The organism is Micromonospora sp. NPDC049374 (assembly GCF_040677165.1).
Taxonomy (GTDB): Bacteria; Actinomycetota; Actinomycetes; order Mycobacteriales; family Micromonosporaceae; genus Micromonospora.
Window position 1 is genome coordinate 51,833 of record NZ_JBFAQH010000016.1, and the last position, 20,509, is coordinate 72,341.

Sequence of the window (20,509 nt, forward strand, 5' to 3'; positions counted from 1 at the left end):
GGTCTGCGTGTCAGCAGGCCGCCATCGCATGCGTTCAAGTATTCACGGTGCCGCCGCCGCAGCAGCGGTCGGCGTACTCGTCGTCACCGCTGGTGGGTGGGTGGGGTATCGCCAACTCGCCGGTCAGGACTGCTCGGGCAAGATCGAGCTGTCCGTCGCGGTGGCGAGCGAGCTCGCCCCGGCGGTCGACGAGGCGGCCACCGAGTGGGAGGAGAAGGGGGCCGCAGTCGATGGAACGTGCATCGATGTGACGGTCGCCGCCTCCGACCCGGTCGAGGTGGCCGCGGTGGTGTCCGCCAAGCACGGCGCGATCCTGGCCGGGGTGGGCCAGGCCAGTGGCACCGCGGTGAGCCCGGATGTCTGGATCCCGGACTCCTCGACCTGGCTGCTCCGACTCAAGACCGGCGGCGCGGCGGCCTTCGAGCCCGGCAACGGCTCGTCCATCGCGAGCAGCCCGGTGGTGGTCGCCATGCCGGAGCCGATCGCCACCCGGTTGGGCTGGCCGCAGCAGGAACTCGGCTGGACCGACCTGCTGACGCGCCTCAACAGTGACCGGCCGCTGAAAACCGGCATCGTGGAGCCGACCCGCGACGCCGCCGGGCTGTCCGGCCTGTTGTCGATGATGACCGCCGCGGCATCGACCGGTGGCGAGACCGCCGAGCAGGAGCGCGTCGGCGCGTTGCGCGCGTTGGCCTCGGGTGCCTCGGCGCTGCGCCAGGATCTGCTCGCCAAGTTCCCGACGGCCACCGACGCCACCACCCTGGCCAGCGCCCTCGGTGCGGCGGCGCTGTCCGAGGAGGACGTCATCCAGTACAACGCCCGGAAGCCTCCGGTGCCGTTGGCGGCGCTCTACCTGAAGCCGGCGCCGCTGCCGCTGGACTACCCGTACGCGGTGTTGCCCGGGATCGAGCCGGCCAAGGCGTCCGCCGCCGGGGTGCTGTTCGAGGCGCTGACCACGGCGTCGTTCAAGGACAAGCTGGCCGCGCAGTCGCTGCGCGCGCCGGACGGCAACTGGGGTGCCGGTTTCAACGCGCCGCAGGGCGCGCCGAGCCCGGCCGGCGGGGACGCCTCCGTCGCACCTCCGGCGCAGGGCGGCGTCGCCGCCGGTGGGCTGGCGCCGGACGCCGTGGAGCGGGCGGTCTCCAGCTGGTCCATCGCCACGCTGTCCGGCCGGATGCTCTGCGTCATCGACGTCTCCGGCTCGATGAAGGCCGAGGTGCCGACCGCAAACGGGGCGACCCGACAGCAGGTCACCACGGAGGCGGCCCGGCGAGGGCTGAACCTGTTCGACGACTCCTGGTCGATCGGTCTGTGGGTCTTCTCGACCAACCTGGTGGGCTCGCGGGACTACCGGGAGCTGGTGCCGATCGCGCCGCTGTCGCGGCAGCGCAGCGAGTTGGAGCGGGGCCTGGACCGGGTGGTCTCGTCGAGCGGCGACACCGGGTTGTACGACACGCTGCTGGCCGCGTACAAGGACGTCCAGGCGAACTGGGAGCCGGGCAAGGTCAACTCGATCGTGCTGTTCACCGACGGCAAGAACGAGGACGCGAACGGCATCTCCCAGAAGGCCCTGCTCGCCGAGCTGAAGCGGATCAAGGACCCGGAGCAGCCGATCCAGGTGATCATCATCGGCATCGGCACCGAGGTCAGCAAGTCGGAGTTGGACACCATCGCGAAGAGCGCCGGTGGCGGTGCGTTCGTCGCCACCGACCCCACCAAGATCGGCGACATCTTCCTCCGGGCGATCGCGCTGCGGAAGGCACCCGCCTGACCTGAGACACCCCGAAAAGGGGCCTGTGGTACCGGTTTCGCCGGTACCACAGGCCCCTTTCTCGTTGTCCTACGCCTTGGAAACTGACGGCAATACGTCGGAAGCAATTGGTAGTCATGGTTGTCGGGGCAGGATGTCGTCGTGCATCGGCAGACCCGGCCCATCCGGCCGGGCCCGTGCCGTCGGCGAGCGAAGTGGGGAAGTGGGAGGGCTGGTGACCTCGGCGACGCTGTTGACCCCAGTCAGATCGTCATCGCGACCGCACGACCCACCGCCACCGGGGCGACCGGTGCGCACCGACCAGCGGGCGTACGTCCGGACCCTGGTCGTGCTGGACGCCGCCGTGCTGGCGGTGGCGGTGCTGGTCGGCTACGCCGTCCGGTTCGGTGAGGCCGCGCCCCGCGGCCCGGTGCCGTACGTCCTGGTCGCGCCGGCGCTCGTCCTGGCCTGGTTGGTCTCGCTGAAGGCGCTGCGCTGCTACGACGACCGGGTGGTGGGCTACGGCGCGGACGAGTACCGACGGGTGAGCATGGCGAGTCTGCGGCTGGCCGGCGCCACCGCGATCGCTGGCTACGTCGCCGACGTCGGTGTCTCCCGAGGATTCCTGGCCATCACCTTCGCGGTGGGCACGATCGGTCTGGAGGTGGCCCGGTTCGCTGCCCGTAAGCGTCTGCACCGCGCCCGGTCGCAGGGATCAGGCTGGTCACGGCAGGTGCTGGTGGTCGGTGACACCGCCCATGTGCTGGAGTTGGTGCACACCCTGCGCCGTGAGCCGTACGCCGGCTACCAGGTCGTCGGTGCCTGTATTCCGGACGCCCTGCTCGCCCCGGTCGCCCAGCGGCTCGGCGACGTGCCGGTCGTCGGCTCGTTCCGGGCCATCCCGGAGGCCGCCGCCGCGATCGGCGCGGACACGGTCGCCGTCACCGCCTGCGGCGAGCTCACCGCCACCCGGCTGCGTCGGCTCGGCTGGCAACTGGAGGGCACCGGCATCGACCTGGTGCTGGCTCCGGCGCTTACCGACGTGGCCGGCCCGCGCATCCACACCCGGCCCGTCGCCGGCCTGCCGCTGATCCACGTGGAGGCCCCCGAGTTTCGCGGCGTCCGCAAACTGGTCAAGGGGTTCGTCGACCGGTCGATGTCGCTGATCGCGCTGGCCCTGTTGCTACCCCTGCTGGCGGCCATCGCGTTGGCCGTGAAGCTGGACAGCCGGGGCCCGGTGCTGTTCCGGCAGACCCGGGTCGGGCAGGGTGGCCAGGAGTTCGGAGTCTTCAAGTTCCGCACCATGGTGGTCAACGCGGACGTGCTGCTGGCGGAGTTGGCCGCCCGCAACGAGACCGACGGCCTCCTGTTCAAGATGCGGGACGACCCCCGGGTGACCCGGGTCGGCCGACTGTTACGCAAATGGTCGCTGGACGAGCTGCCGCAACTGGTAAACGTCCTGCTGGGGCAGATGAGCCTGGTCGGCCCTCGGCCGCCGCTGCCCTCCGAGGTCGCCCGCTACGACGGAGACGTCGCCCGCCGGCTGCTGGTCAAACCGGGAATGACCGGGCTCTGGCAGGTCAGCGGACGGTCCGATCTGAGCTGGGAGGACGGCATCCGGCTCGATCTCTACTACGTGGAGAACTGGTCACTGGCCGCCGACCTGACGATCCTGTGGAAGACCGTCGGCGCGGTGGTCAACAGCCGCGGCGCCTACTGACTCGGGAGGGGTTCACGGCTGCGGGCCGAGCCAGTCCAGGCAGACCACGACGGCGTCGTCGGTGAGATCACCGGCGACGAACGCCCGTAGGTCGCCGAGGAGGGAGCGGACCGCGTCCAGCGATGACATCGGTGTGGTGCGGCGCAACATCCGGTCCAGCGCCGTCTGGCCGTACCGCTCGGCGCCCCCGGTCGCCTCGATCACCCCATCGCTGATCATGAACAGTCGGTCGCCGCGCTGGAGCTGGACGAACTGCTCACGGTAGTTGGTCCCCTCGAACATGCCGAGCGGGAACTGCTCCTCCAGCGGCTGGATGCTGACCTCGCCGTCGCGCAGCAGGACGAGCCGGGGCGAGCCGGCGTCGACGGCGGTGAGCAGCCCGGTGCGCAGGTCCAGTTGGAGCAGCAGGGTCGCGACGTACTGCTCACCCCGGTGCAGGTCGAATATTGCCTGGTCGGCCAGGGCGGCCTGGTCGGCCAGGGAAATGCCGGCCCGGCGGGCGTTGCGCAACGCGCAGGTGGCGAGGGTGGTGAGCATCGACGCGACGACCCCCTCGCCCATTCCGTTGATCGTGGCCAGCCAGACCCGCTCACCATCGTCGGACCAGTCGAAGCTGTCGCCGCGCACCGCGTACGCCGGCTCCAGCTGACCGGCGAGGCTGAAGGAGGGACGGAGCCGGCTGCGTCCCGGCAGCAGCTCCCACTGCACCTCGGCGGCGAGGGTGAGGCGGCGACTGCGGCGAGCCACGCGGTACACGTCCGTGCCGGCGTCGACGGCGGCCAGTTCGTGGGCCAGCGCGGTGGCGACCTCCGCCAGCTCGGCCAGTAGGACGTCGGTGACCGGCGTCACCCGGAGTACGCCCCGCCGTTCCCCACGCATGCTCACCGGCAGGTACCCGACGCCGTCGGCGTGGGTCGGGCTCTGGTGGTCGAAGCAGCGCCACGCCGGGTGTCCGGGCGTCGTCACCGCCTCGCCACCGCCCAGCGGCAGCAGCGCCGCGAGCCGGTAGTCGACCTGGAAGAGCTCCGTACCGGTGATGCCGTACTCCTGCTCGAACAGCTCCCCGACGCGCGTCACGAGGAGGTCCACGGGGGCGGCGGTGATGGCCGCGCGGCCCTTGTCGACCGGCTCGGTCATGGTCTCTCCTTGATCACAAGCCCAACCGCCGACGGAATCGGGGTACGCTCAGGCGCACCATGGCGGAACTGCATGGTCCACCGGGACCCGAGATGAGTATGGCTGCCGAGCTGGATACCGCGGCAGGTGCCCTGCTGACGGTCTGGGACGGTGCGCGGGAGCGGGCAGCCAACCGTATCTCCACCGCCCAGCTTCGCGCCGTCATGCTCGTCGAACGGCAGGACGGGATCAACCTGCGCCGCCTCGCCGCCGGACTGGACATGCTGCTCTCCTCGGCCAGCCGACTCTGCGACCGGCTGGTGGCCGCCGGGATGCTGGAGCGGGAGCCGGGGCGTGCCGACCGGCGGGAGATCTCGCTGCATCTGACCGCGGAGGCCCGCCGGTTGCTGGCCGAGCTGCGCGACGACCGGCGGCAGCAGCTGGCGGCGATCCTGGCCGACATGACCCCCGAGGCCCGGGAGGCGCTGCTGCGCGGGCTGCGCGCCTTCGACGAGGCCGCCCGCGCGCGGGTGGTGCGTCCGGTGTCGCCGCTCGTGCCGCAGGCCGAGGAACCACGTGTGGAACAGGTGGAGGGCAGGGATACCGTCGAGGCGGCGTCGCGTGGCTGGGCGGCGGGGGACGCCTCCGTCTTCCGGACGGCCTGACGACCGCACCGGATCGGGCACCGTCGGTGCGCCGCCGTCGGTGGTGCCGCTCAGCCGGATGACCGTCGGATCAGTTCCCGGCCGGGCCGATCGCCAGCATCGCGATGTCGTCGTGGCGGTGCCCGGCACACCACGTGTCGACCTCCTGGAGTACGCGGTCGACGACGGTCGCCGGGGGCAGCCCGACGCCGGCCGCGAGCGTCCGGCGTAGCCGCTGTTCGCCGAAGATCTCTGTGCCGCGCGGACCGCCCCGGGCCTCGGCGACCCCGTCGGTACGAGTGAACAGCAGCTCGCCAGGGCTCAGCCGAACGTCGACGGTGGCGAACCGGGCGCCGGGCAGCGCACCGACCGGCATTCCGCCCACCCGGATCGCGGTCACCGTGCCGTCGGCGCGGATCACGAGGGGTGCCGGATGTCCGCCACCGGCGATCCGCACCCGCAGCCCACCCTCGGGTCCGACGCGCACGGTGCCCAACAGCAGGGTGGTGAACTGGCCGCGTCGGGTCGTGTCCGGAGTGTCGAGCAGCGCCCGGTCGAGCAGCCGGAGCAGTTCCCGCGGCTGCTGCTCGACCAGACGTAGGGTCTGCAACGATTGGCGTACCCGGCCGGTGAGCACGGCCGCACCGACGCCCTTGCCGCAGACGTCCCCGACGGCGAACAGAGCGCCGTCTCCGGTCGGCAGGACATCGTAGAAGTCGCCACCGATGCGCAGGCCGCCCCCGGCCGCGCGGTAGCCGCCGGCCATGCGCATCCCGGCCACCTTGGGCAGCCTCGGCGGCAGCAGGCTGTCCTGGAGCACCCGGGCGAGGTGGCTCTGTTCGTCGTGCAACTGCGCGGTGGCCAGAGCGGTGCCGGCCCGGGCGGCGAGCTCCCGGACCAGCTCGACGTCGCGGCGGTCGAAGCCGGCCCGCTGGGATCGGCGCAGCAGCACCAGGGCGCCGGCCGTCCGACCGGCTCCGGGCATCGGGCCGACCAGCAGGGTCGCGGGCGGGTCGAAGCCCGCCGGGAGCAACGGGGCGAGCCTTTCCCGCCCGGTGGCCGGCCAGTGGCGCGGATCGGTGGTCTCGCCGTCGAGGGCCTCGACGAGGCCGGGTACGGCAGCGACCACGTCCCAGTCGACCGTGCCGGTGACCGGTGCGGTGTCGTCGGCGGCGTACCGGACCCAGTGCGGCCGGTACTCGGTCGGCGTCGGTGGCAGGTGCACCACCAGGGCCAGATCGGCCAGGTAGGGCACGGCCAGGGTGGCAACGGCGCGCAGCGCCTGGTCACGTTCCAGTGCCAGGCCGAGCCGACGGCCGGCGCGGGCCAGGAAACGGGTACGCCTACGCTCGGCCAGCAGTTCCGCCACGCGACCGTGCTCGTCGGTGACGTCCCGCACGTACCAGGCGGACCGATTGCCCCCCAGAGCGCGGCGGACTCCCCGCAACCGCCGACCGCGGTGTTCACCCTCGAAGTCATCCGCACCGGTGGCGCTTGCGGCCGCCAGCGCCGGCAGCGGACAACCGGCCAGGTCGGTTCCGACGACGATGTCCGGCAGCAACTGCCCGGCCATCGTGTTGACCAGCACCACCAGCCCGGCGTCGTCGCTGGTCAGCACCGCCTCGTCGAGCCCGTCGAGCAGCTCACGGGCGAGACCGGAGTCCACGGGAGGCGTGGTGTGCGGTACCTCGGTGGCGGCGCGGCCCGGCCGCTCGTCGTCGGCCCACTCGCCGGCCGCACCGGCGAAGGCGCCCGGTCGGGTGCTGGTCACCGGCGGACACCGGGCGCCGGGCGCTGTCGACCAGTACGCATGCCGGCGGTGCACTCCTCGGGGTCACGGTTGGTTGCCTGGGAGCAAGCGTACCGAGCTGTTCCTGGGCACTCCTGTGGAGAGCATCAGAGCCGGGCCAACCAACCGCCGGGGCGGGCGATGATCCGGCGTACCACCGAACCGGCCGCTCCCACCGCGGCGGCCGTGGCACCGAGGGTGGCCGGCCGGACGGTGACCGGCGACCAGGCTGCGGTGAGCACCCGGCGTTCGATCTCGGCGAGTACGGGTGGCCGAAGCCAGCCGGTGAGCGGGGCGTAGCCGCCCCCGAGCACCACCGTGTCGAGGTCCAGCAGGTTGACCACGCTCGCCACGGTTACCCCGATCGCCGTACCGGCCTCGGCCAGGGCGCGCAGCACGGCAGGGTGCTCGGCGGTGGCGAGCTGGGTCAGCCGGGTCGACGCCCGGTCGGCCGGCAGGTCCGCTCCGGCCAGGCCGGCGGCCGAGAGGATCGCCTCCTGCCCGGCGTAGAGCTCCAGGCATCCACGGCCGCCGCACCGGCAGGGCGGCCCGTCCGGGCGGACCGGAATGTGACCGATCTCGCCGCTCCAACCACGGGTACCCCGGAACAGCGCGCCGTCCAGGACGATGCCCGCGCCGATGCCGACCTCGCCGGAGATGTGCAGGAAGCTGCCCGGCGCGGCGCCCGCGTGCAGTTCGCCCAACGCGGCGAGGTTCGCCTCGTTGTCCACCACCAGGGGTGGCACCCCGTCGACTGTCTCGGTCAGCGGGGGACGATCGGCCAGCAGCTCCGGCACGGGCACGTCCCGCCAGCCCAGGTTCGGCGCCAGGCGGACCCGACCGGCGTCGTCGACCAGACCGGGCACCCCCAGGGCCGCACCGGCCAGAGTCAGGCCCTGGGCGTCGGCGTCGGCCCGGGCCCGGCCGGCCAGCTCGGCGAGCCGAACGAGCGCGTCGACCGGGGAAACTGGTCGCAGGTCGACCCGATGCACCGTGTGGTGCCGAACCTCACCGGCGAGGTCGACGACGCACGCGGCCAGATAGTCGACGTTGATCTCCAGCCCCAGGCCGGCCGGACCGTCGCCGGCCAGCATCAGACCACGCGCCGGACGACCGGCACCGGCCCGGGGCGTCGGGTCCGCTTCGGTGACGAGCCGGCCGGCCACGAGATCCTCCACCACCGCCGAGACGGTAGCCCGGGTGAGGCCGGTGTCAGCGGCCAGCGCGGCCCGCGACGGGGGGCGACGGGCGGCGGCGATACGGCCGAGCACCAGGGCGAGATTCAGCTCACGCAGGCTGCCCTGCCGCACCGCGCCGGCCGGGGCTGCGGGTGGCTTCACCCCTTGACACTGCCACACCACAGTCATTTAATTCAACCACTGAACAAATAGCGGATGACACGACCGGAGGTCTGCCATGGCACCCCGTCCCACCCCTGCCGACAAGTTCTCCTTCGGGCTCTGGACGGTCGGCTGGCAGGGCCGAGACCCGTTCGGCCACGCCACCCGAGACGCGCTGGACCCGGTGGAGTCGGTGCACCGACTCGCCGAACTGGGCGCGTACGGCGTCACCTTCCACGACGACGACCTGGTGCCGTTCGGCGCGGACGCCGCCACCCGGGACGCCCAGATCGCCCGGTTCCGCAAGGCGCTCGACGAGACCGGCCTGGTGGTGCCGATGGTCACCACCGACCTGTTCCAGCAGCCGATCTTCAAGGACGGCGGCTTCACCAGCAACGACCGCGACGTCCGGCGGTACGCGCTGCGCAAGGTGCTGCGCAACATCGACCTCGCCGCCGAGCTGGGCGCGAAGACCTTCGTCATGTGGGGCGGCCGGGAAGGCGGCGAGTACGACGTCGCCAAGGACGTCCAGGCCGCGCTGGAGCGCTACCGCGAGGCGGTCGACCTGCTCTGCCAGTACGTCATCGACCGCGGCTACGACCTGCGCTTCGCGTTGGAGCCGAAGCCGAACGAGCCGCGCGGTGACATCCTGCTGCCCACCGTCGGGCACGCCCTGGCGTTCATCTCCACCCTCGCCCACCCGGAGCGGGTCGGGCTGAACCCGGAGGTCGGCCACGAGCAGATGGCCGGGCTGAACTTCGTCCACGGCATCGCCCAGGCGCTCTGGCAGGGCAAGCTGTTCCACATCGACCTCAACGGTCAGCGTGGCGTCAAGTACGACCAGGACCTGGTCTTCGGGCACGGCGACCTGCTCAACGCGTTTGCCCTGGTCGACCTGCTGGAGAACGGTGGCACCGCCGGCGGCCCCGGCTACGACGGCCCCCGCCACTTCGACTACAAGCCCTCCCGCACCGAGGACATCGCCGGGGTCTGGGCCTCGGCAGCCGCGAACATGAGCACCTACCTGCTGCTCAAGGAGCGGGTGGCGGCGTTCCGGGCCGACCCGGAGGTGGCCGAGGCGCTCGCCGCGAGCAAGGTCGCCGAACTGGGCGTGCCGACCCTCGGCGACGGCGAGGGCTACGCCGAGCTGCTCGCCGACACCAGCGCGTTCGAGGAGTTCGACGTCGACGCGGTGGCCGCCAAGGGCTTCGGCTTCGTCCGGTTGAACCAGCTCGCCGTCGAGCACCTGCTCGGCGCGCGCTGAGGCGGTCGACATGCCGCTCGTCGCCGGGGTGGACTCCTCCACCCAGTCCTGCAAGGTGGTCGTCCGGGACGCGGAGACCGGTGCCCTGGTCCGGCAGGGCCGGGCACCGCACCCGGACGGCACCGAGGTCGACCCCTCAGCCTGGTGGTCGGCCCTCCAGACGGCGATCGACGCCGCCGGTGGGCTGACCGACGTCGCCGCGGTCTCCGTAGCGGGCCAGCAGCACGGCATGGTCTGCCTCGGCGAGGCCGGGGAGGTGGTCCGGCCGGCGCTGCTGTGGAACGACACCCGGTCCGCCGGTGCGGCGGCCGAGCTGATCCAGGAGGCGGGCGAGGGGCAGGCCGGGCGCCGGTTCTGGGCCGACGCGGTGGGCAGCGTGCCGGTGGCCAGCTTCACCGTCACCAAGCTGCGCTGGCTGGCCCGCAACGAGCCGGCGAACGCCGACCGGGTGGCGGCGGTCTGCCTGCCGCACGACTGGCTGACCTGGCGGCTGGCCGGCGCTCCCGGGCTGGACGCGCTGCGCACCGACCGCAGCGACGCCAGCGGCACTGGCTACTGGTCCCCGGCCACCGGCGAGTACCGGCCGGACCTGCTGGAGCGGGCGCTCGGCCGGGCGGTGCGGGTGCCGACGGTGCTCGGCCCGGCCGAGGCCGCTGGCCGGTTGGCTCCGGCGGCGCTGTCCGGTGCCGGGGCCGCTGCGGACTCCGGCGGGGCGCTGCTCGGGCCCGGCGCGGGCGACAACGCCGCCGCCGGCTTCGGCGTCGGTGCGCGCCCCGGCGACGTGGTGGTGTCGATCGGTACCTCGGGCACGGTCTTCAGCATCGCGGACACCCCGGCGGCCGACCCGAGCGGTATCGTCGCCGGCTTCGCCGATGTGACCGGCCGGTTCCTGCCGCTGGTCTGCACGCTGAACGCGGCCCGGGTGCTGGACGCCGCCGCGGCGATGCTGCGGGTGGGTCTGGACGAGTTGGCCGACCTGGCGCTGTCCGCGCCACCCGGCGCGGACGGGCTGGTCATGGTGCCGTACCTGGAGGGTGAGCGCACTCCGAACCGGCCGGACGCCACCGGGGCGGTGCACGGGCTGACCCTGCGCACCTCGACCCCGGCGCACCTGGCCCGGGCCGCCGTGGAGGGGATGCTCTGCGCCCTCGCCGACGGTCTCGACGCGCTCGCCGCCCACGGCGCGACCGTACGCCGGGTGATCCTGGTCGGCGGCGGTGCCCGCTCGGCGGCGGTGCGTCGCATCGCGGCGCAGGTCTTCGGCTGCCCGGTGGTCGTCCCACCGCCCGGTGAGTATGTCGCCGACGGTGCCGCCCGGCAGGCCGCGTGGTTGGCTCTGGGCACGGGGGAGCCGCCGTCCTGGACACCGTCCGGCACTGAGGAGTACGCCGCCGAACCGGTGCCCGGCATCCGGGAGCGCTACGCGCAGGCCCGGGAACGCCATCTGGACCGGTTGTCCCGGAGCTGACCACGCTCGCTCCCGGATCGGGTGCCCCGTCGTCGGGCGGATGCCACCCGATCCGGGAGCGAGCACGAATCCAGCACGCCCGCGGCTCGGATCTGCGCGCGGTTCGGGCCTTCGCGCGGCTCGGAGTGGTGGCCGGGCCGCGGACGTGACCCGGTGACCGGCTCGTTATCCCGCCCTGGTTGGCTGCCCACATGACCTTGACCACGGGCCGGCCCAGGCCGGTGTGGGGCGGCGGCGCGACCCACCGGTACTACAGCGTCGTGGTCTTCGTGCTGCTCGCCTCCCTGGACAACGTGGCGATCGGCCTGGTGCCACCGCTGTACGGCGCGATCGCCGAGTCCTTCGACGTGCCACAACGGATGCTGGGCCTGGTCACCGCGATCAGTTTCCTGGTCAGCGCGGTGGCGGCGGTCGGTTGGGCGTACTTCGGCGACCGCAGCGACCGCAAGCCGTTACTGATGATCGGCACGCTGATCTGGGCGGCCGGCACCGGCGGCAGCGGGCTGGCCGGGAACTATCCCACTTTCCTCGCCGCGCAACTGCTCGCCGCGGTGGGCCTCGGCGCGGTCGGGTCGGTCGGCTTCTCGGTGGTCACCGACCTCATCACGCCTCGCCGTCGGGGCCTGGTGATGAGCTTCTGGGGGCTCTCCCAGGGCATCGGCACCGTGGCCGGCGGCCTCGTCGGAGGGCTGCTCGGCGCGGCCGACTGGCGTCGGCCGTTCCTGGTGCTCACCGTGGTCGGTCTGGTCGCCATGGCGGCCTACCTGTTCACGTACGACATCCGGCGCGGCCAGAGCGAGCCGGCCCTGGCCGGTGCGCTCGCCGCCGGCGGCGACTACGACTACCGGATCAGCCGGGCCGACCTGCCCATCATCCTGGGCCGGCGGACCAACCGGTGGCTGATCCTCCAGGGACTCACCGCACAGGCCGCCTTCGGTTCGCTGGTCTGGCTGCCGGTGCTCTTCCGAGAGCGGGCCGAGGACCAGGGATACACCGCGGCGACCGCCATCATGGTGGGCAGTGTCTTCGCCGCCCTGTTCCAACTCGGCGGGGTGTTCTCCATCGTCGGCGGGCTGATCGGTGACGCCCTGCAACGGCGTACACCCTCCGGCCGGGCGATGGTCGCCTCCGTCGGCATCTTCGCCGCGCTTCCGTTCTATCTGGTGCTGTTCTTCGTGCCGATGCGCATCGACGTGCCCGACGGCGCCGGCACCGGCGCGGTGGTCGGTGCGGTGCTGGGCAGCGTGGTCAGCGAGCCGACGGTCGGGTTGAGCCTGCTCGCCGCCCTGCTGGCCCTGGCGCTGACCTCGGCGAACTCGCCCAACTGGTTCGCGTTGATCGCCGACGTGAACCCGCCGGAGCATCGGGGCACCGTCTACAGCCTCGGCAACCTGGTCAACGGGGTGGGGCGGGCGGCCGGCAACGGCCTGGTCGGGGTGGCCTTCAACGGGCTGCGGCTGGCCTTCCCGCCGCCGCTGAACTACGCCGTCGGGCTGGCTGTCTTCCAGCTCTTCTTCATCCCCACCGGCATCATGTACTGGCTCGCCGCCCGCACCTCACCCAAGGACATCACCGACCTCCGCGACCTACTCCACACTCGCGCCGCGCAACCGTCCCCAGACCCGCCACCCGCTCAATCGAGGGACATGGACTCTGGTCGGTGACCACCCTCATGCGGGCGGTCACCGACCAGGATTCGCCTTCCCTTACACCTTGACCCAGGCGGTGACGTCGGTGGGCAGCGAACCGTCCTCGTTCAGCGGGGCGCTGCTGTGCACCACCTCGCCCTCGGGCACCGGGGCGGCGGCGGGACCGAAGTTGGTGGACACCACCAGGTCGCCATTGCGGAAGGTCAACACCTCGTCGGCGGAGGAGAGCCACTCCAGGGTGCCTCGACCGAGTCCGTACGCGCGGCGCAGCCGCAGCGCCTCCCGGTACAGCTCGTACGTCGAGCCGGGCACCCCACGCTGACGGTCCAGCGCGTACTCGGCCCAGACCGGCGGCTGCGGCAGCCAGCTCGCGTCGGTCGGTCCGAAGCCGTACGAGGGCGCGTCGGCCTCCCACGGGATCGGCACCCGGCACCCGTCGCGGCCCCGCTGGGTGTGCCCGCTGCGTTCCCAGGTCGGGTCCTGCCGGGCTTCGTCGGGCAGGGTGGTGTGCTCCGGCAAACCGAGCTCCTCACCCTGGTAGAGGTAGGCCGAGCCGGGCAGGGCCAGCATCAGCAGGGTGGCTGCCCGGGCCCGGCGCAGCCCGGTGGCGGCGTCCGGCTGCTCGTCGCCGATACCGATGCCGTTCGGTCGGGGCGTACCGATCGGCAGCCCGAGCCGGGAGGCGTGCCGCACCACGTCGTGGTTGGAGAGCACCCAGGTGGTGGGCGCGCCGACCGTGTCGGTGGCCTCCAGCGATCGCGTGATCACCGCGTACTGGGCGGGGGCCGTCCACGCGGCGAGCAGGTACTCGAAGTTGAACGCCTGGTGCATCTCGTCGGGGCGTACGTAGCGGGCCAACCGCTCCGCCGGCTCCACCCAGGCCTCGGCCACCAGGATCCGTTCACCGGGGTAGCCGTCCAGCAGCCGCCGCCACTCACGGTAGACCTCGTGTACGCCGTCCTGGTCCCACATCGGCGGGCGGGGCTTGTCCGCCTCCTGCCCGGACAGGATCTCCTGCGGTTCCTGCCAGTCGGCCAGATCGGCCTGCTTGACCAGACCGTGCGCCACGTCGACCCGGAAGCCGTCCACGCCACGGTCCAACCAGAACCGCAGCACGTCCAGGAACTCGGCGCGGACGTCGGGATTGTCCCAGTTCAGATCGGGCTGGGCGGTGTCGAACAGGTGCAGGTACCACTGGCCGTCCGGAACCCGCGTCCAGGCGGGGCCACCGAAGACGCTCAGCCAGTCGTTGGGCGGCTCGGCGCCGCCCGGTCCGCGACCCTCGCGGAAGATGTACCGCCCCCGCTCGGCGCTGCCGGCACCGGCGGCCAGGGCGGCCTGGAACCAGGCGTGCGCCGAGGAGGTGTGATTGGGCACCAGGTCGACGATCACCCGCAGCCCGTTGGCGTGGGCCTTCGCGATCAGGTCGTCGGCGTCGGCGAGCGTGCCGAACAGCGGCTCGACGTCCCGGTAGTCGGCCACGTCGTAGCCGGCGTCGGCCTGGGGCGACGGATAGAACGGGGAGAGCCAGACCGCGTCGACGCCCAACTCCGCCAAATGGTCGAGGCGGGCGGTGATCCCGGGCAGGTCGCCGATGCCGTCGCCACCCGAGTCGGCGAACGAGCGGGGGTAGATCTGGTAGATCACCGCCTCCGTCCACCAGCCGGTCGGTGGGGTCTGCTGCGTCGCGTCGTGGTTCAGGGCGTACTCCCATGGTCGAGCCGTCCGGGCCGGCGGGCCTGGGCGGCGTGCTGGCTGCCGTTCAGTTTGCCCGGGCGGGCGCGGTCGAATCACGCACGACCAGCCGAGTGTTCAGGATCACCGACGAATCCGGTTTGATCATGTTGGCGTCGCCCGCCCGTCCGCAGAGCGGGTCGAGCAGCAACTGCGCGGCCAACCGGCCCTGCTCCACGGCCGGCTGGGCGATTGTGCTCAGCCCCAGTACGCCGGAGAGGGCGTGGTCGTCGATGCCGATCACGCTGACGTCCTGGGGAACCCGCAGGCCGGCGTCGCGTAGCGCAGTCAGCGCACCCATCGCCATCTCGTCGCAGGCGGCGAAGATGGCCGTCGGCGGGTCGCCTCTGCGGAGAAGTTCCTCGGTGGCCCGGGTGCCGCCGGCGATGTCGAAACTGGACTCCACATCGAGGCTCGGGTCCGGCTGCAACCCGGCCGCGCGCAACGCCTCCTGATGCCCCCGGCGCCGGTCCAGATGGGCGCTGAAGGCGAGTTCGTCGTCGGGATCACCGGAGATGTGCGCGATCCGGCGGTGCCCCAGATCCAGCAGGTGCCGGGTGGCGGTCCGCGCCGCCGCCACGTCGTCGATGCGTACGCAGGGCCAGCCCGGCACGGTGGTACCGGAGCTGATGGTGACGCCGGGCAGGTCCAGCGCCGCCAGCGCGGCCACGTCGGTGGCCCGGAGCGGAGTCGCGACCAGCATGATCGCATCCACTCGCTTGTGCAGGTGGGCGGCGTGCAGGACGCGCTGTCGGTTCTGTTCCCGCCCACCCAGGTTGTGCAGCAGCAGGTCGTATCCGGCCCGGTGGAAGAAATCCTCGGCCGCCTCGACGACCACGCCGAAGAACCATCGGGTGATCCGGGGGACCACCACTGCCACCGTGCCGGTCCGGCCGCCGGCCAGCCGTGACGCACTGGGCGACACGGCGTACTGCAACTGCTCAGCGGCGGCGAGCACCCGGCTGCGGGTCGCGGCCGACACCGTCGGCAGCCCGCGCAACGCCCGGGAGACGGTGGCCGTGGAGACGCCGGCCAGCCGGGCGACATCGTCGATCTTCGTCACGTGACACCCCGCTCACGTCCCGCGTGGTGCCGCCGCCCGTGGCGGCGGCACCACGACGGATCAACCCTTGACGCTGCCGGCGAGCAGCCCACGAACGAAGTAACGCTGCAACGACAGGAACACGATCAGCGGTACGACGATCGAGACGAACGCTCCGGCGGTCAACCGTTGCCACTCGTTGCCACGGGTGCCGGCCAACTCGGCGAGGCGGACCGTGAGTGGCGCGGTGACGTCGCTGCCGCCGGCGAAGATGAGCCCGACCAGCAGGTCGTTCCAGACCCAGAGGAACTGGAAGATGCCGAACGCGGCCAACGCCGGGGCAACCAGGGGCAGCACGATGGTGCGGAAGATCTTCGGGTGCGTGGCCCCGTCGACCCGGGCCGCCTCCATCAGATCCTTCGGCAGTTGCGAGATGAAGTTGTGTAGCAGGTACACGGCGAACGGCAGCGCGAAACAGGTGTGCGCGAACCACACCTGGGCGAAGTTCTGCGCGCCGTCGAGGTTCCAGGCGGGCATCAGGGTGATGCCGCCCAGGCTGACTCCGCGCGAGAAGAAGCTCAGCAGCGGCACCAGGGCCATCTGCAGCGGCACGATCTGGAGCGCGAAGATGCCGATGTACACCCAGTCCCGGCCCCGGAAGTTGATCCAGGCCAGCGCGTACGCGGCCATGGCCGCGAACGCGAGCGGGAACAGTACCGACGGCAGGGTGATCACCAGCGAGTTGATGAAGTAGCTGGCGAGCTGCCCGGACGAGGCGGACTGCCCGAACAGCACCTCCTGGTAGTTCTGGAGGGTGAACTCCGGGTCCCGGAAGAAGGTCCACCAGCCGGTGGTCTTGATCTGGTTCTCCGGCCGGAACGAGGAGACGAACAGGCCGAAGGTGGGGATGGTCCAGACGACCGCGATGACGATGGCGACAAGCGTGGCGGTGTGGGTGTTGAGTCGCTTGCGGACCCGCGACGCCGGCGTCGGCCGCCCGCTGGTGTCCTGTGCGCCGGAGGCGACCGGGGGAGTGGTGGTGGTCATCTCAGCCCTCCCGTCGCTGCTGGCGGAGGTTGCGGATCTGGAAGATCACGATGGGGATCACCAGGACGAAGAGGAAGACCGCCAGCGCGGAGCCCTGGCCGTTCTGGCCGTACCGGAACGCCTGGTTGTACATCTCGTTGGCGATCACGCTGGTGTCGTAGTTGCCGTTGGTCGAGGTGCGGACGATGTCGAAGACCTTCAGCGTGGCGATCGAGATGGTGACCACCACCACGATCAGCGCGGGCCGGATGCTGGGCAGGGTGATCTGCCAGAACATCTGCCACGGGCTCACCCCGTCGAGCCGGGCGGCCTCGACGATGTCGGCCGGAATCGCCTTGATCGCCGCGGACAGCACCACCATCGCGAAACCGGCCTGGATCCAGACCATGATCACGATGAGCAGCAGCGTGTTCAGCGGCGAGTCGAGCAGCCACTGCCGGGGCTCGCCGCCGAGGCTGACCACGATCTGGTTGAGCAGACCGATCTGTTCCTGCTCTTCGCCCCGGAAGGCGTACACGAACTTCCAGATGATGCTGGCGCCGACGAACGAGATCGCCATCGGCATGAAGATCAGCGACTTCGCCACCGCCTCCAGCCGGGCCTTGTCGACCATGACCGCGTAGATCAGGCCGATGGAGGTCGCGACAAGCGGAACCAGGGTGACCCAGACCAGGGTGTTGAGCAGCACCCGCACGATCGAGTCGTCGGCGAACATCCAGCGGTAGTTGTTCAGGCCCACGAAGTTCTGGCTGCCGCCGTCCATGAAGGACAGCAGCGTGGTCCGGATCGCCGGGACGACCAGGCCGATCAGCAGCAGCAGTACCGTCGGCAACAGGAAGAACGTGGCGAACAGCCCCTCCCGGGACTTGGTCCGCCCGGGCAGCGGCGCCCCACTTGCGGACGCGGCCACGAGTTGCGCCTCACGTCGCCGTGCGAAGTAGGACGGCACCGCGTCGAGCAGCACGAGCAAGCCGCCCACCACCACCGCGAAGGCGACAAGCCCCCACAGCAGCATCATCAACTTGGGCGTCTGCTCGGCAAAGTCGAAGTTCATCAACCCTCCCCGGGTCCTCGGTAGAGCCGGTGGGCCGGCCCGCGAATGCGGACCGGCCCACCACCGGAATTACTTCCAGCTGCTCTCGATGCCCTGGAGGACGGTGGCGGTGTCCCGCCCGTTGACCCAGTCGACCATGCCCTTCCAGAAGGTCCCGGCGCCGACGGCGGCGGGCATCAGGTCGGAACCGTCGAACCGGAAGACCGTGCTGTCGTCCTGGAGGATCTCCACCGACAGCTTGTCGATCGGGTTGGCGACGTTGGCCAGGTCGACCTTGTTGTTCGCGGACACCCAGTCGCCGATCTTCGCGCGGCTGTTGGCGTACTCGCCGGAGGCGAGGTACGTCTGCACCGCCTGCACCTCGGGACGGTCAGCGAAGGCCGTCACGAACTCGCCGCCACCCAGCACCGGCTTGCCCTTGGCCGGGTCGATGGCCGGGAAGTAGAAGGCGAAGACGTCGCCGTCCTCGGCCACCCGGGTGCCCTCAGGCCACTGGTTGGCGTAGAAGGACGCCTGCCGGTGCAGCGCGCACTTGCCCTGCGTGATCGGCACGCCCGCCTCCTGGAAGGAGGTGGTGGCGATGCTGCGCACCCCACCGAAGCCACCGTTGACGTACTTGTCGTTCTTCAGGATCGTGCCGGCCCGGTCCAGCGCCTCCGCGACCCGCGGGTCGTTGAAGGGGATCTCGTGCGTGGTCCACTGGTCGTAGACCTCGGGGGTCTGCGTCCGCAGCATTACGTCCTCGATCCAGTCGGTGGCCGGCCAGCCGGTGGCGTCACCGGACTCGATGCCGGCACACCACGGCTTGACGTCGCTCTCGGCGATCGTGTCGCTGAGCTGGATCATCTGGTCCCAGGTGGTCGGAACGGTCCAACCCTTCTCCTGGAACATCTTCGGCGAGTACCAGACGAACGACTTCACGTTCGACCCGAGCGGCGCGCCGTAGAAGGTGCCGTTGACGGTGCTGTACTTCAGCCAGTCCGGCGAGTAGTTCTGCTCGGCCATCGCCTTGGTATCGGCGCTGGCCGGCTTCAGCTGGTTGCGCTCGGCGAACCGGGCGAGCAGGCCGGGCTGGGGGATGAAGGCCAGGTCGGGGGCGTTGCCGCCGTCGACCCGTACGGGGAGCTGGGCCTCGAACTCGCCGCTTCCCTCGTGATTGATCGTGATGCCGGTGCAGTCCTCGAACTGCTTCCAGGACTCCGCCAGCCGGTCGGCCTCGATGTCCCGGATCGACGAGTAGATGTTTACCGTCTTGCCTTCGTGGCCCTGGTAGCTCTCGTACGGGGCGCACTCCGCGGAATCGGCGTTGCTGCTCCCGCCGTTGCTGCTGCTTCCGGTGCCGCAAGCGGTGGCGCTGAGTGCCAGTCCGATCGCGCCAACGATCGCGACAGCCTGGCGTGGCCTGGCAGAGACCGCCATGCCGTCCTCCTTCCTGTCCGGCGCCGGCCGGGATCGCATCCGGTTGACCTGGCGCCGGTCCGATGGGCGTTTTCACATGTAAGCGCTTGCATCTCCCCGGGGTCCACCCCTGGAGGGACACGAGCGAGTAACAATCCGGAAACCTGGCAAGCAGCCGAGGATCCGCGCCCATCTGCTGGAAAGAGCCCCGTCTATCAGCGGATACTTCCGCCGACCGCGACGGGGCGTGGGGAGGCTTACCGCGGCGAAGGTTGGCTGGCGGGCAGTGGAGCGCCACTGCCGGGCCGGTCGGCACCGCCGGCGCCGTCCCCGACCGCGGCCCAGGTCGGGCCCGGGCCGGTCAGCTGTTCAGCTGCCAGATCGAGTAGTTGAGGGCCGCGGCGAAGGTCACCCACGCCCAGTAGGGCAGCAGCAGCGCCGCCGCCACCCGACTCGCCCGGGCGAACAGCAGGACGGTCACACCGATCGCCAGCCACAGCAGGACGATTTCGGCGAACGCCAGCCCATACCGGTCACCGGCGAAGAAGAGCGGCGTCCAGGCAGCGTTGAGCACGAGCTGGACCGCCCACGCGCCGAGGGCCGCACCGAAGCCCACCCGGCGCCAGACCAGCCAGGCGGCGACCGCGATCGCCACGTAGAGGACGGTCCAGACCGGGCCGAAGAGCCAGGACGGCGGCGACCACGCGGGCCGGTCGAGGTTCGCGTACTGGTCGGCGGCGCCCGACGCGGCCAGGTTGCCGATTACGGCGGCGGCCAGCACGGCCACCGCGAACCCGGCGAGGGCCCACCACTGGCCGGCACCGCTTCGTCGGGTCTGTTCCGCACTCGTCCGCATGGTCGGTGGTTCTCCGCTGAGCGGGGGCGGCAAACCTTCCGGACGGTCCTCGTCGGGCCCAGGGCCACCTCCAGTGGGCCCGGACAGCCCAGTGGCCGGCTCAACCGCTTCGGGAAAGCCGCCCTCGCCCTCGTGTCGGTTATTGATCTATCCGAAGCTGTCGACCCGGGGCGTGGTGGGTAGGCCCGCCGAGGCAAGCAGGGCCAACCTGTCCGCGTCGTCTGACTCGGCGTCTGCGTGGTACACGACGAGCATCAGGTGCTCGGCCCCGCCGATGCCCAGTCGTTCTCGGTTCAGGGTCAGCTCGCCGACCTGCGGATGGTCGATCCGGATCGTCGTCCCACGCTGTCCGCGCGGCCACCATGCTGACGGTCCAGTACGCCAAATCCCAGCCGGCCATCAGGTTCAACGCACTCGAGCCGGGCTTCACCGCCACCGATCTGACCGCGGCGGTCGGCGGCGGACGACCTCCGGCGGAAAGCGCCAGAACGGTCGTGCGACTGGCGACCCTCGGCGTCGACGGCCCGACCGGTACCTTCCAGGACGAGGCCGGGGAACTGCCCTGGTAAGGCCGCAGGCGGGGTGCCAGGCCGTGCTGTTGCGGGGCGGGTCAGCGGCGACCAGGGGCGGGCACGGTC

Annotated in this window: 17 protein-coding genes; 7 read left to right on the forward strand and 10 right to left on the reverse strand. The window is 71.4% G+C overall.

Annotation, left to right across the window (positions count from 1 at the left end; translation table 11 throughout):
• The first annotated feature begins 7 nt into the window (after positions 1-7).
• Both AB0J93_RS24155 and AB0J93_RS24160 read left to right on the forward strand, forming a co-directional pair.
• Positions 8-1,771: a substrate-binding domain-containing protein gene (locus tag AB0J93_RS24155; RefSeq protein WP_363924601.1), complete on the forward strand. Its 1,764-nt coding sequence runs from the start codon at positions 8-10 to the stop codon at positions 1,769-1,771.
• Between the two features lie 214 nt (positions 1,772-1,985).
• Positions 1,986-3,470 (forward strand): sugar transferase, encoded by a 1,485-nt coding sequence (locus AB0J93_RS24160; RefSeq protein WP_363924602.1) that lies wholly within the window; start codon positions 1,986-1,988, stop codon positions 3,468-3,470.
• A 12-nt stretch (positions 3,471-3,482) separates the two neighbouring features.
• On the opposite strand, the gene AB0J93_RS24165 is transcribed toward AB0J93_RS24160, so the two are convergent.
• Positions 3,483-4,607, reverse strand: a complete 1,125-nt coding sequence (locus AB0J93_RS24165; RefSeq protein ID WP_363924603.1) for a PP2C family protein-serine/threonine phosphatase — start codon at positions 4,605-4,607, stop codon at positions 3,483-3,485.
• A gap of 92 nt (positions 4,608-4,699) precedes the next feature.
• On the opposite strand from AB0J93_RS24165, the gene AB0J93_RS24170 reads away from it, so the two are divergent.
• Complete coding sequence (locus AB0J93_RS24170; protein ID WP_363924604.1) at positions 4,700-5,251, forward strand: MarR family transcriptional regulator; 552 nt, start codon at positions 4,700-4,702, stop codon at positions 5,249-5,251.
• Between the two features lie 70 nt (positions 5,252-5,321).
• On the opposite strand, the gene AB0J93_RS24175 is transcribed toward AB0J93_RS24170, so the two are convergent.
• Positions 5,322-7,001 carry a GAF domain-containing SpoIIE family protein phosphatase gene (locus AB0J93_RS24175; RefSeq protein WP_363924605.1) on the reverse strand — a complete coding sequence of 560 codons (1,680 nt, stop codon included), beginning with the start codon at positions 6,999-7,001 and terminating at the stop codon, positions 5,322-5,324.
• 125 nt (positions 7,002-7,126) lie between these two features.
• Positions 7,127-8,386 carry an ROK family protein gene (locus AB0J93_RS24180; protein WP_363924606.1) on the reverse strand — a complete coding sequence of 420 codons (1,260 nt, stop codon included), beginning with the start codon at positions 8,384-8,386 and terminating at the stop codon, positions 7,127-7,129.
• Positions 8,387-8,435: 49 nt separating this feature from the next.
• On the opposite strand from AB0J93_RS24180, the gene xylA reads away from it, so the two are divergent.
• The 3 genes from xylA to AB0J93_RS24195 all read left to right on the forward strand — a co-directional run bounded on the left by xylA (position 8,436) and on the right by AB0J93_RS24195 (position 12,755).
• Positions 8,436-9,623 (forward strand): xylose isomerase, encoded by a 1,188-nt coding sequence (xylA, locus tag AB0J93_RS24185; protein ID WP_363924607.1) that lies wholly within the window; start codon positions 8,436-8,438, stop codon positions 9,621-9,623.
• Positions 9,624-9,633: 10 nt separating this feature from the next.
• Complete coding sequence (gene xylB / locus AB0J93_RS24190) at positions 9,634-11,091, forward strand: xylulokinase (protein WP_363924608.1); 1,458 nt, start codon at positions 9,634-9,636, stop codon at positions 11,089-11,091.
• 191 nt (positions 11,092-11,282) lie between these two features.
• The gene (locus AB0J93_RS24195; RefSeq protein ID WP_363924609.1) at positions 11,283-12,755 is read left to right on the forward strand and encodes an MFS transporter; all 1,473 of its coding nucleotides are present in this window, start codon (positions 11,283-11,285) and stop codon (positions 12,753-12,755) included.
• A gap of 42 nt (positions 12,756-12,797) precedes the next feature.
• Here the strand turns inward: AB0J93_RS24195 and AB0J93_RS24200 are convergent, their stop codons facing one another.
• From AB0J93_RS24200 to AB0J93_RS24230, 7 genes are all read right to left on the reverse strand, one after another.
• Entirely contained in the window at positions 12,798-14,441 is a 1,644-nt protein-coding gene (locus AB0J93_RS24200; protein WP_363924667.1) for a glycoside hydrolase family 13 protein, read from the reverse strand.
• Between the two features lie 61 nt (positions 14,442-14,502).
• A complete protein-coding gene (locus tag AB0J93_RS24205) occupies positions 14,503-15,537 on the reverse strand; it encodes a LacI family DNA-binding transcriptional regulator (RefSeq protein ID WP_363924610.1) in 1,035 nt (344 codons plus the stop codon).
• A 60-nt stretch (positions 15,538-15,597) separates the two neighbouring features.
• Positions 15,598-16,563 carry a carbohydrate ABC transporter permease gene (locus tag AB0J93_RS24210; protein ID WP_363924611.1) on the reverse strand — a complete coding sequence of 322 codons (966 nt, stop codon included), beginning with the start codon at positions 16,561-16,563 and terminating at the stop codon, positions 15,598-15,600.
• A gap of 1 nt (position 16,564) precedes the next feature.
• Positions 16,565-17,617 (reverse strand): sugar ABC transporter permease, encoded by a 1,053-nt coding sequence (locus tag AB0J93_RS24215; protein ID WP_363924612.1) that lies wholly within the window; start codon positions 17,615-17,617, stop codon positions 16,565-16,567.
• 69 nt (positions 17,618-17,686) lie between these two features.
• Positions 17,687-19,036 carry an ABC transporter substrate-binding protein gene (locus AB0J93_RS24220; RefSeq protein WP_363924613.1) on the reverse strand — a complete coding sequence of 450 codons (1,350 nt, stop codon included), beginning with the start codon at positions 19,034-19,036 and terminating at the stop codon, positions 17,687-17,689.
• 340 nt (positions 19,037-19,376) lie between these two features.
• On the reverse strand, positions 19,377-19,871 hold the full coding sequence (locus tag AB0J93_RS24225; RefSeq protein WP_363924614.1) for a TspO/MBR family protein: 495 nt from the start codon (positions 19,869-19,871) through the stop codon (positions 19,377-19,379).
• A 147-nt stretch (positions 19,872-20,018) separates the two neighbouring features.
• On the reverse strand, positions 20,019-20,258 hold the full coding sequence (locus AB0J93_RS24230) for a hypothetical protein (RefSeq protein WP_363924668.1): 240 nt from the start codon (positions 20,256-20,258) through the stop codon (positions 20,019-20,021).
• On the opposite strand from AB0J93_RS24230, the gene AB0J93_RS24235 reads away from it, so the two are divergent.
• Positions 20,234-20,440: a hypothetical protein gene (locus AB0J93_RS24235; protein ID WP_363924615.1), complete on the forward strand. Its 207-nt coding sequence runs from the start codon at positions 20,234-20,236 to the stop codon at positions 20,438-20,440. The two genes, AB0J93_RS24230 and AB0J93_RS24235, sit on opposite strands and share 25 nt — an antisense overlap.
• Positions 20,441-20,509: the final 69 nt, after the last annotated feature.

Coding starts and splice junctions, on each gene's coding strand:
- AB0J93_RS24165 (WP_363924603.1), bottom strand. CDS start 4,607: ATGACCGAGCCGGTCGACAAGGGCCGCGCGGCCATCACCGCCGCCCCC.
- AB0J93_RS24170 (WP_363924604.1), top strand. CDS start 4,700: ATGAGTATGGCTGCCGAGCTGGATACCGCGGCAGGTGCCCTGCTGACG.
- AB0J93_RS24180 (WP_363924606.1), bottom strand. CDS start 8,386: ATGACTGTGGTGTGGCAGTGTCAAGGGGTGAAGCCACCCGCAGCCCCG.
- xylA (WP_363924607.1), top strand. CDS start 8,436: ATGGCACCCCGTCCCACCCCTGCCGACAAGTTCTCCTTCGGGCTCTGG.
- xylB (WP_363924608.1), top strand. CDS start 9,634: ATGCCGCTCGTCGCCGGGGTGGACTCCTCCACCCAGTCCTGCAAGGTG.
- AB0J93_RS24195 (WP_363924609.1), top strand. CDS start 11,283: ATGACCTTGACCACGGGCCGGCCCAGGCCGGTGTGGGGCGGCGGCGCG.
- AB0J93_RS24210 (WP_363924611.1), bottom strand. CDS start 16,563: ATGACCACCACCACTCCCCCGGTCGCCTCCGGCGCACAGGACACCAGC.
- AB0J93_RS24215 (WP_363924612.1), bottom strand. CDS start 17,617: ATGAACTTCGACTTTGCCGAGCAGACGCCCAAGTTGATGATGCTGCTG.
- AB0J93_RS24220 (WP_363924613.1), bottom strand. CDS start 19,036: ATGGCGGTCTCTGCCAGGCCACGCCAGGCTGTCGCGATCGTTGGCGCG.
- AB0J93_RS24225 (WP_363924614.1), bottom strand. CDS start 19,871: ATGCGGACGAGTGCGGAACAGACCCGACGAAGCGGTGCCGGCCAGTGG.
- AB0J93_RS24235 (WP_363924615.1), top strand. CDS start 20,234: ATGCTGACGGTCCAGTACGCCAAATCCCAGCCGGCCATCAGGTTCAAC.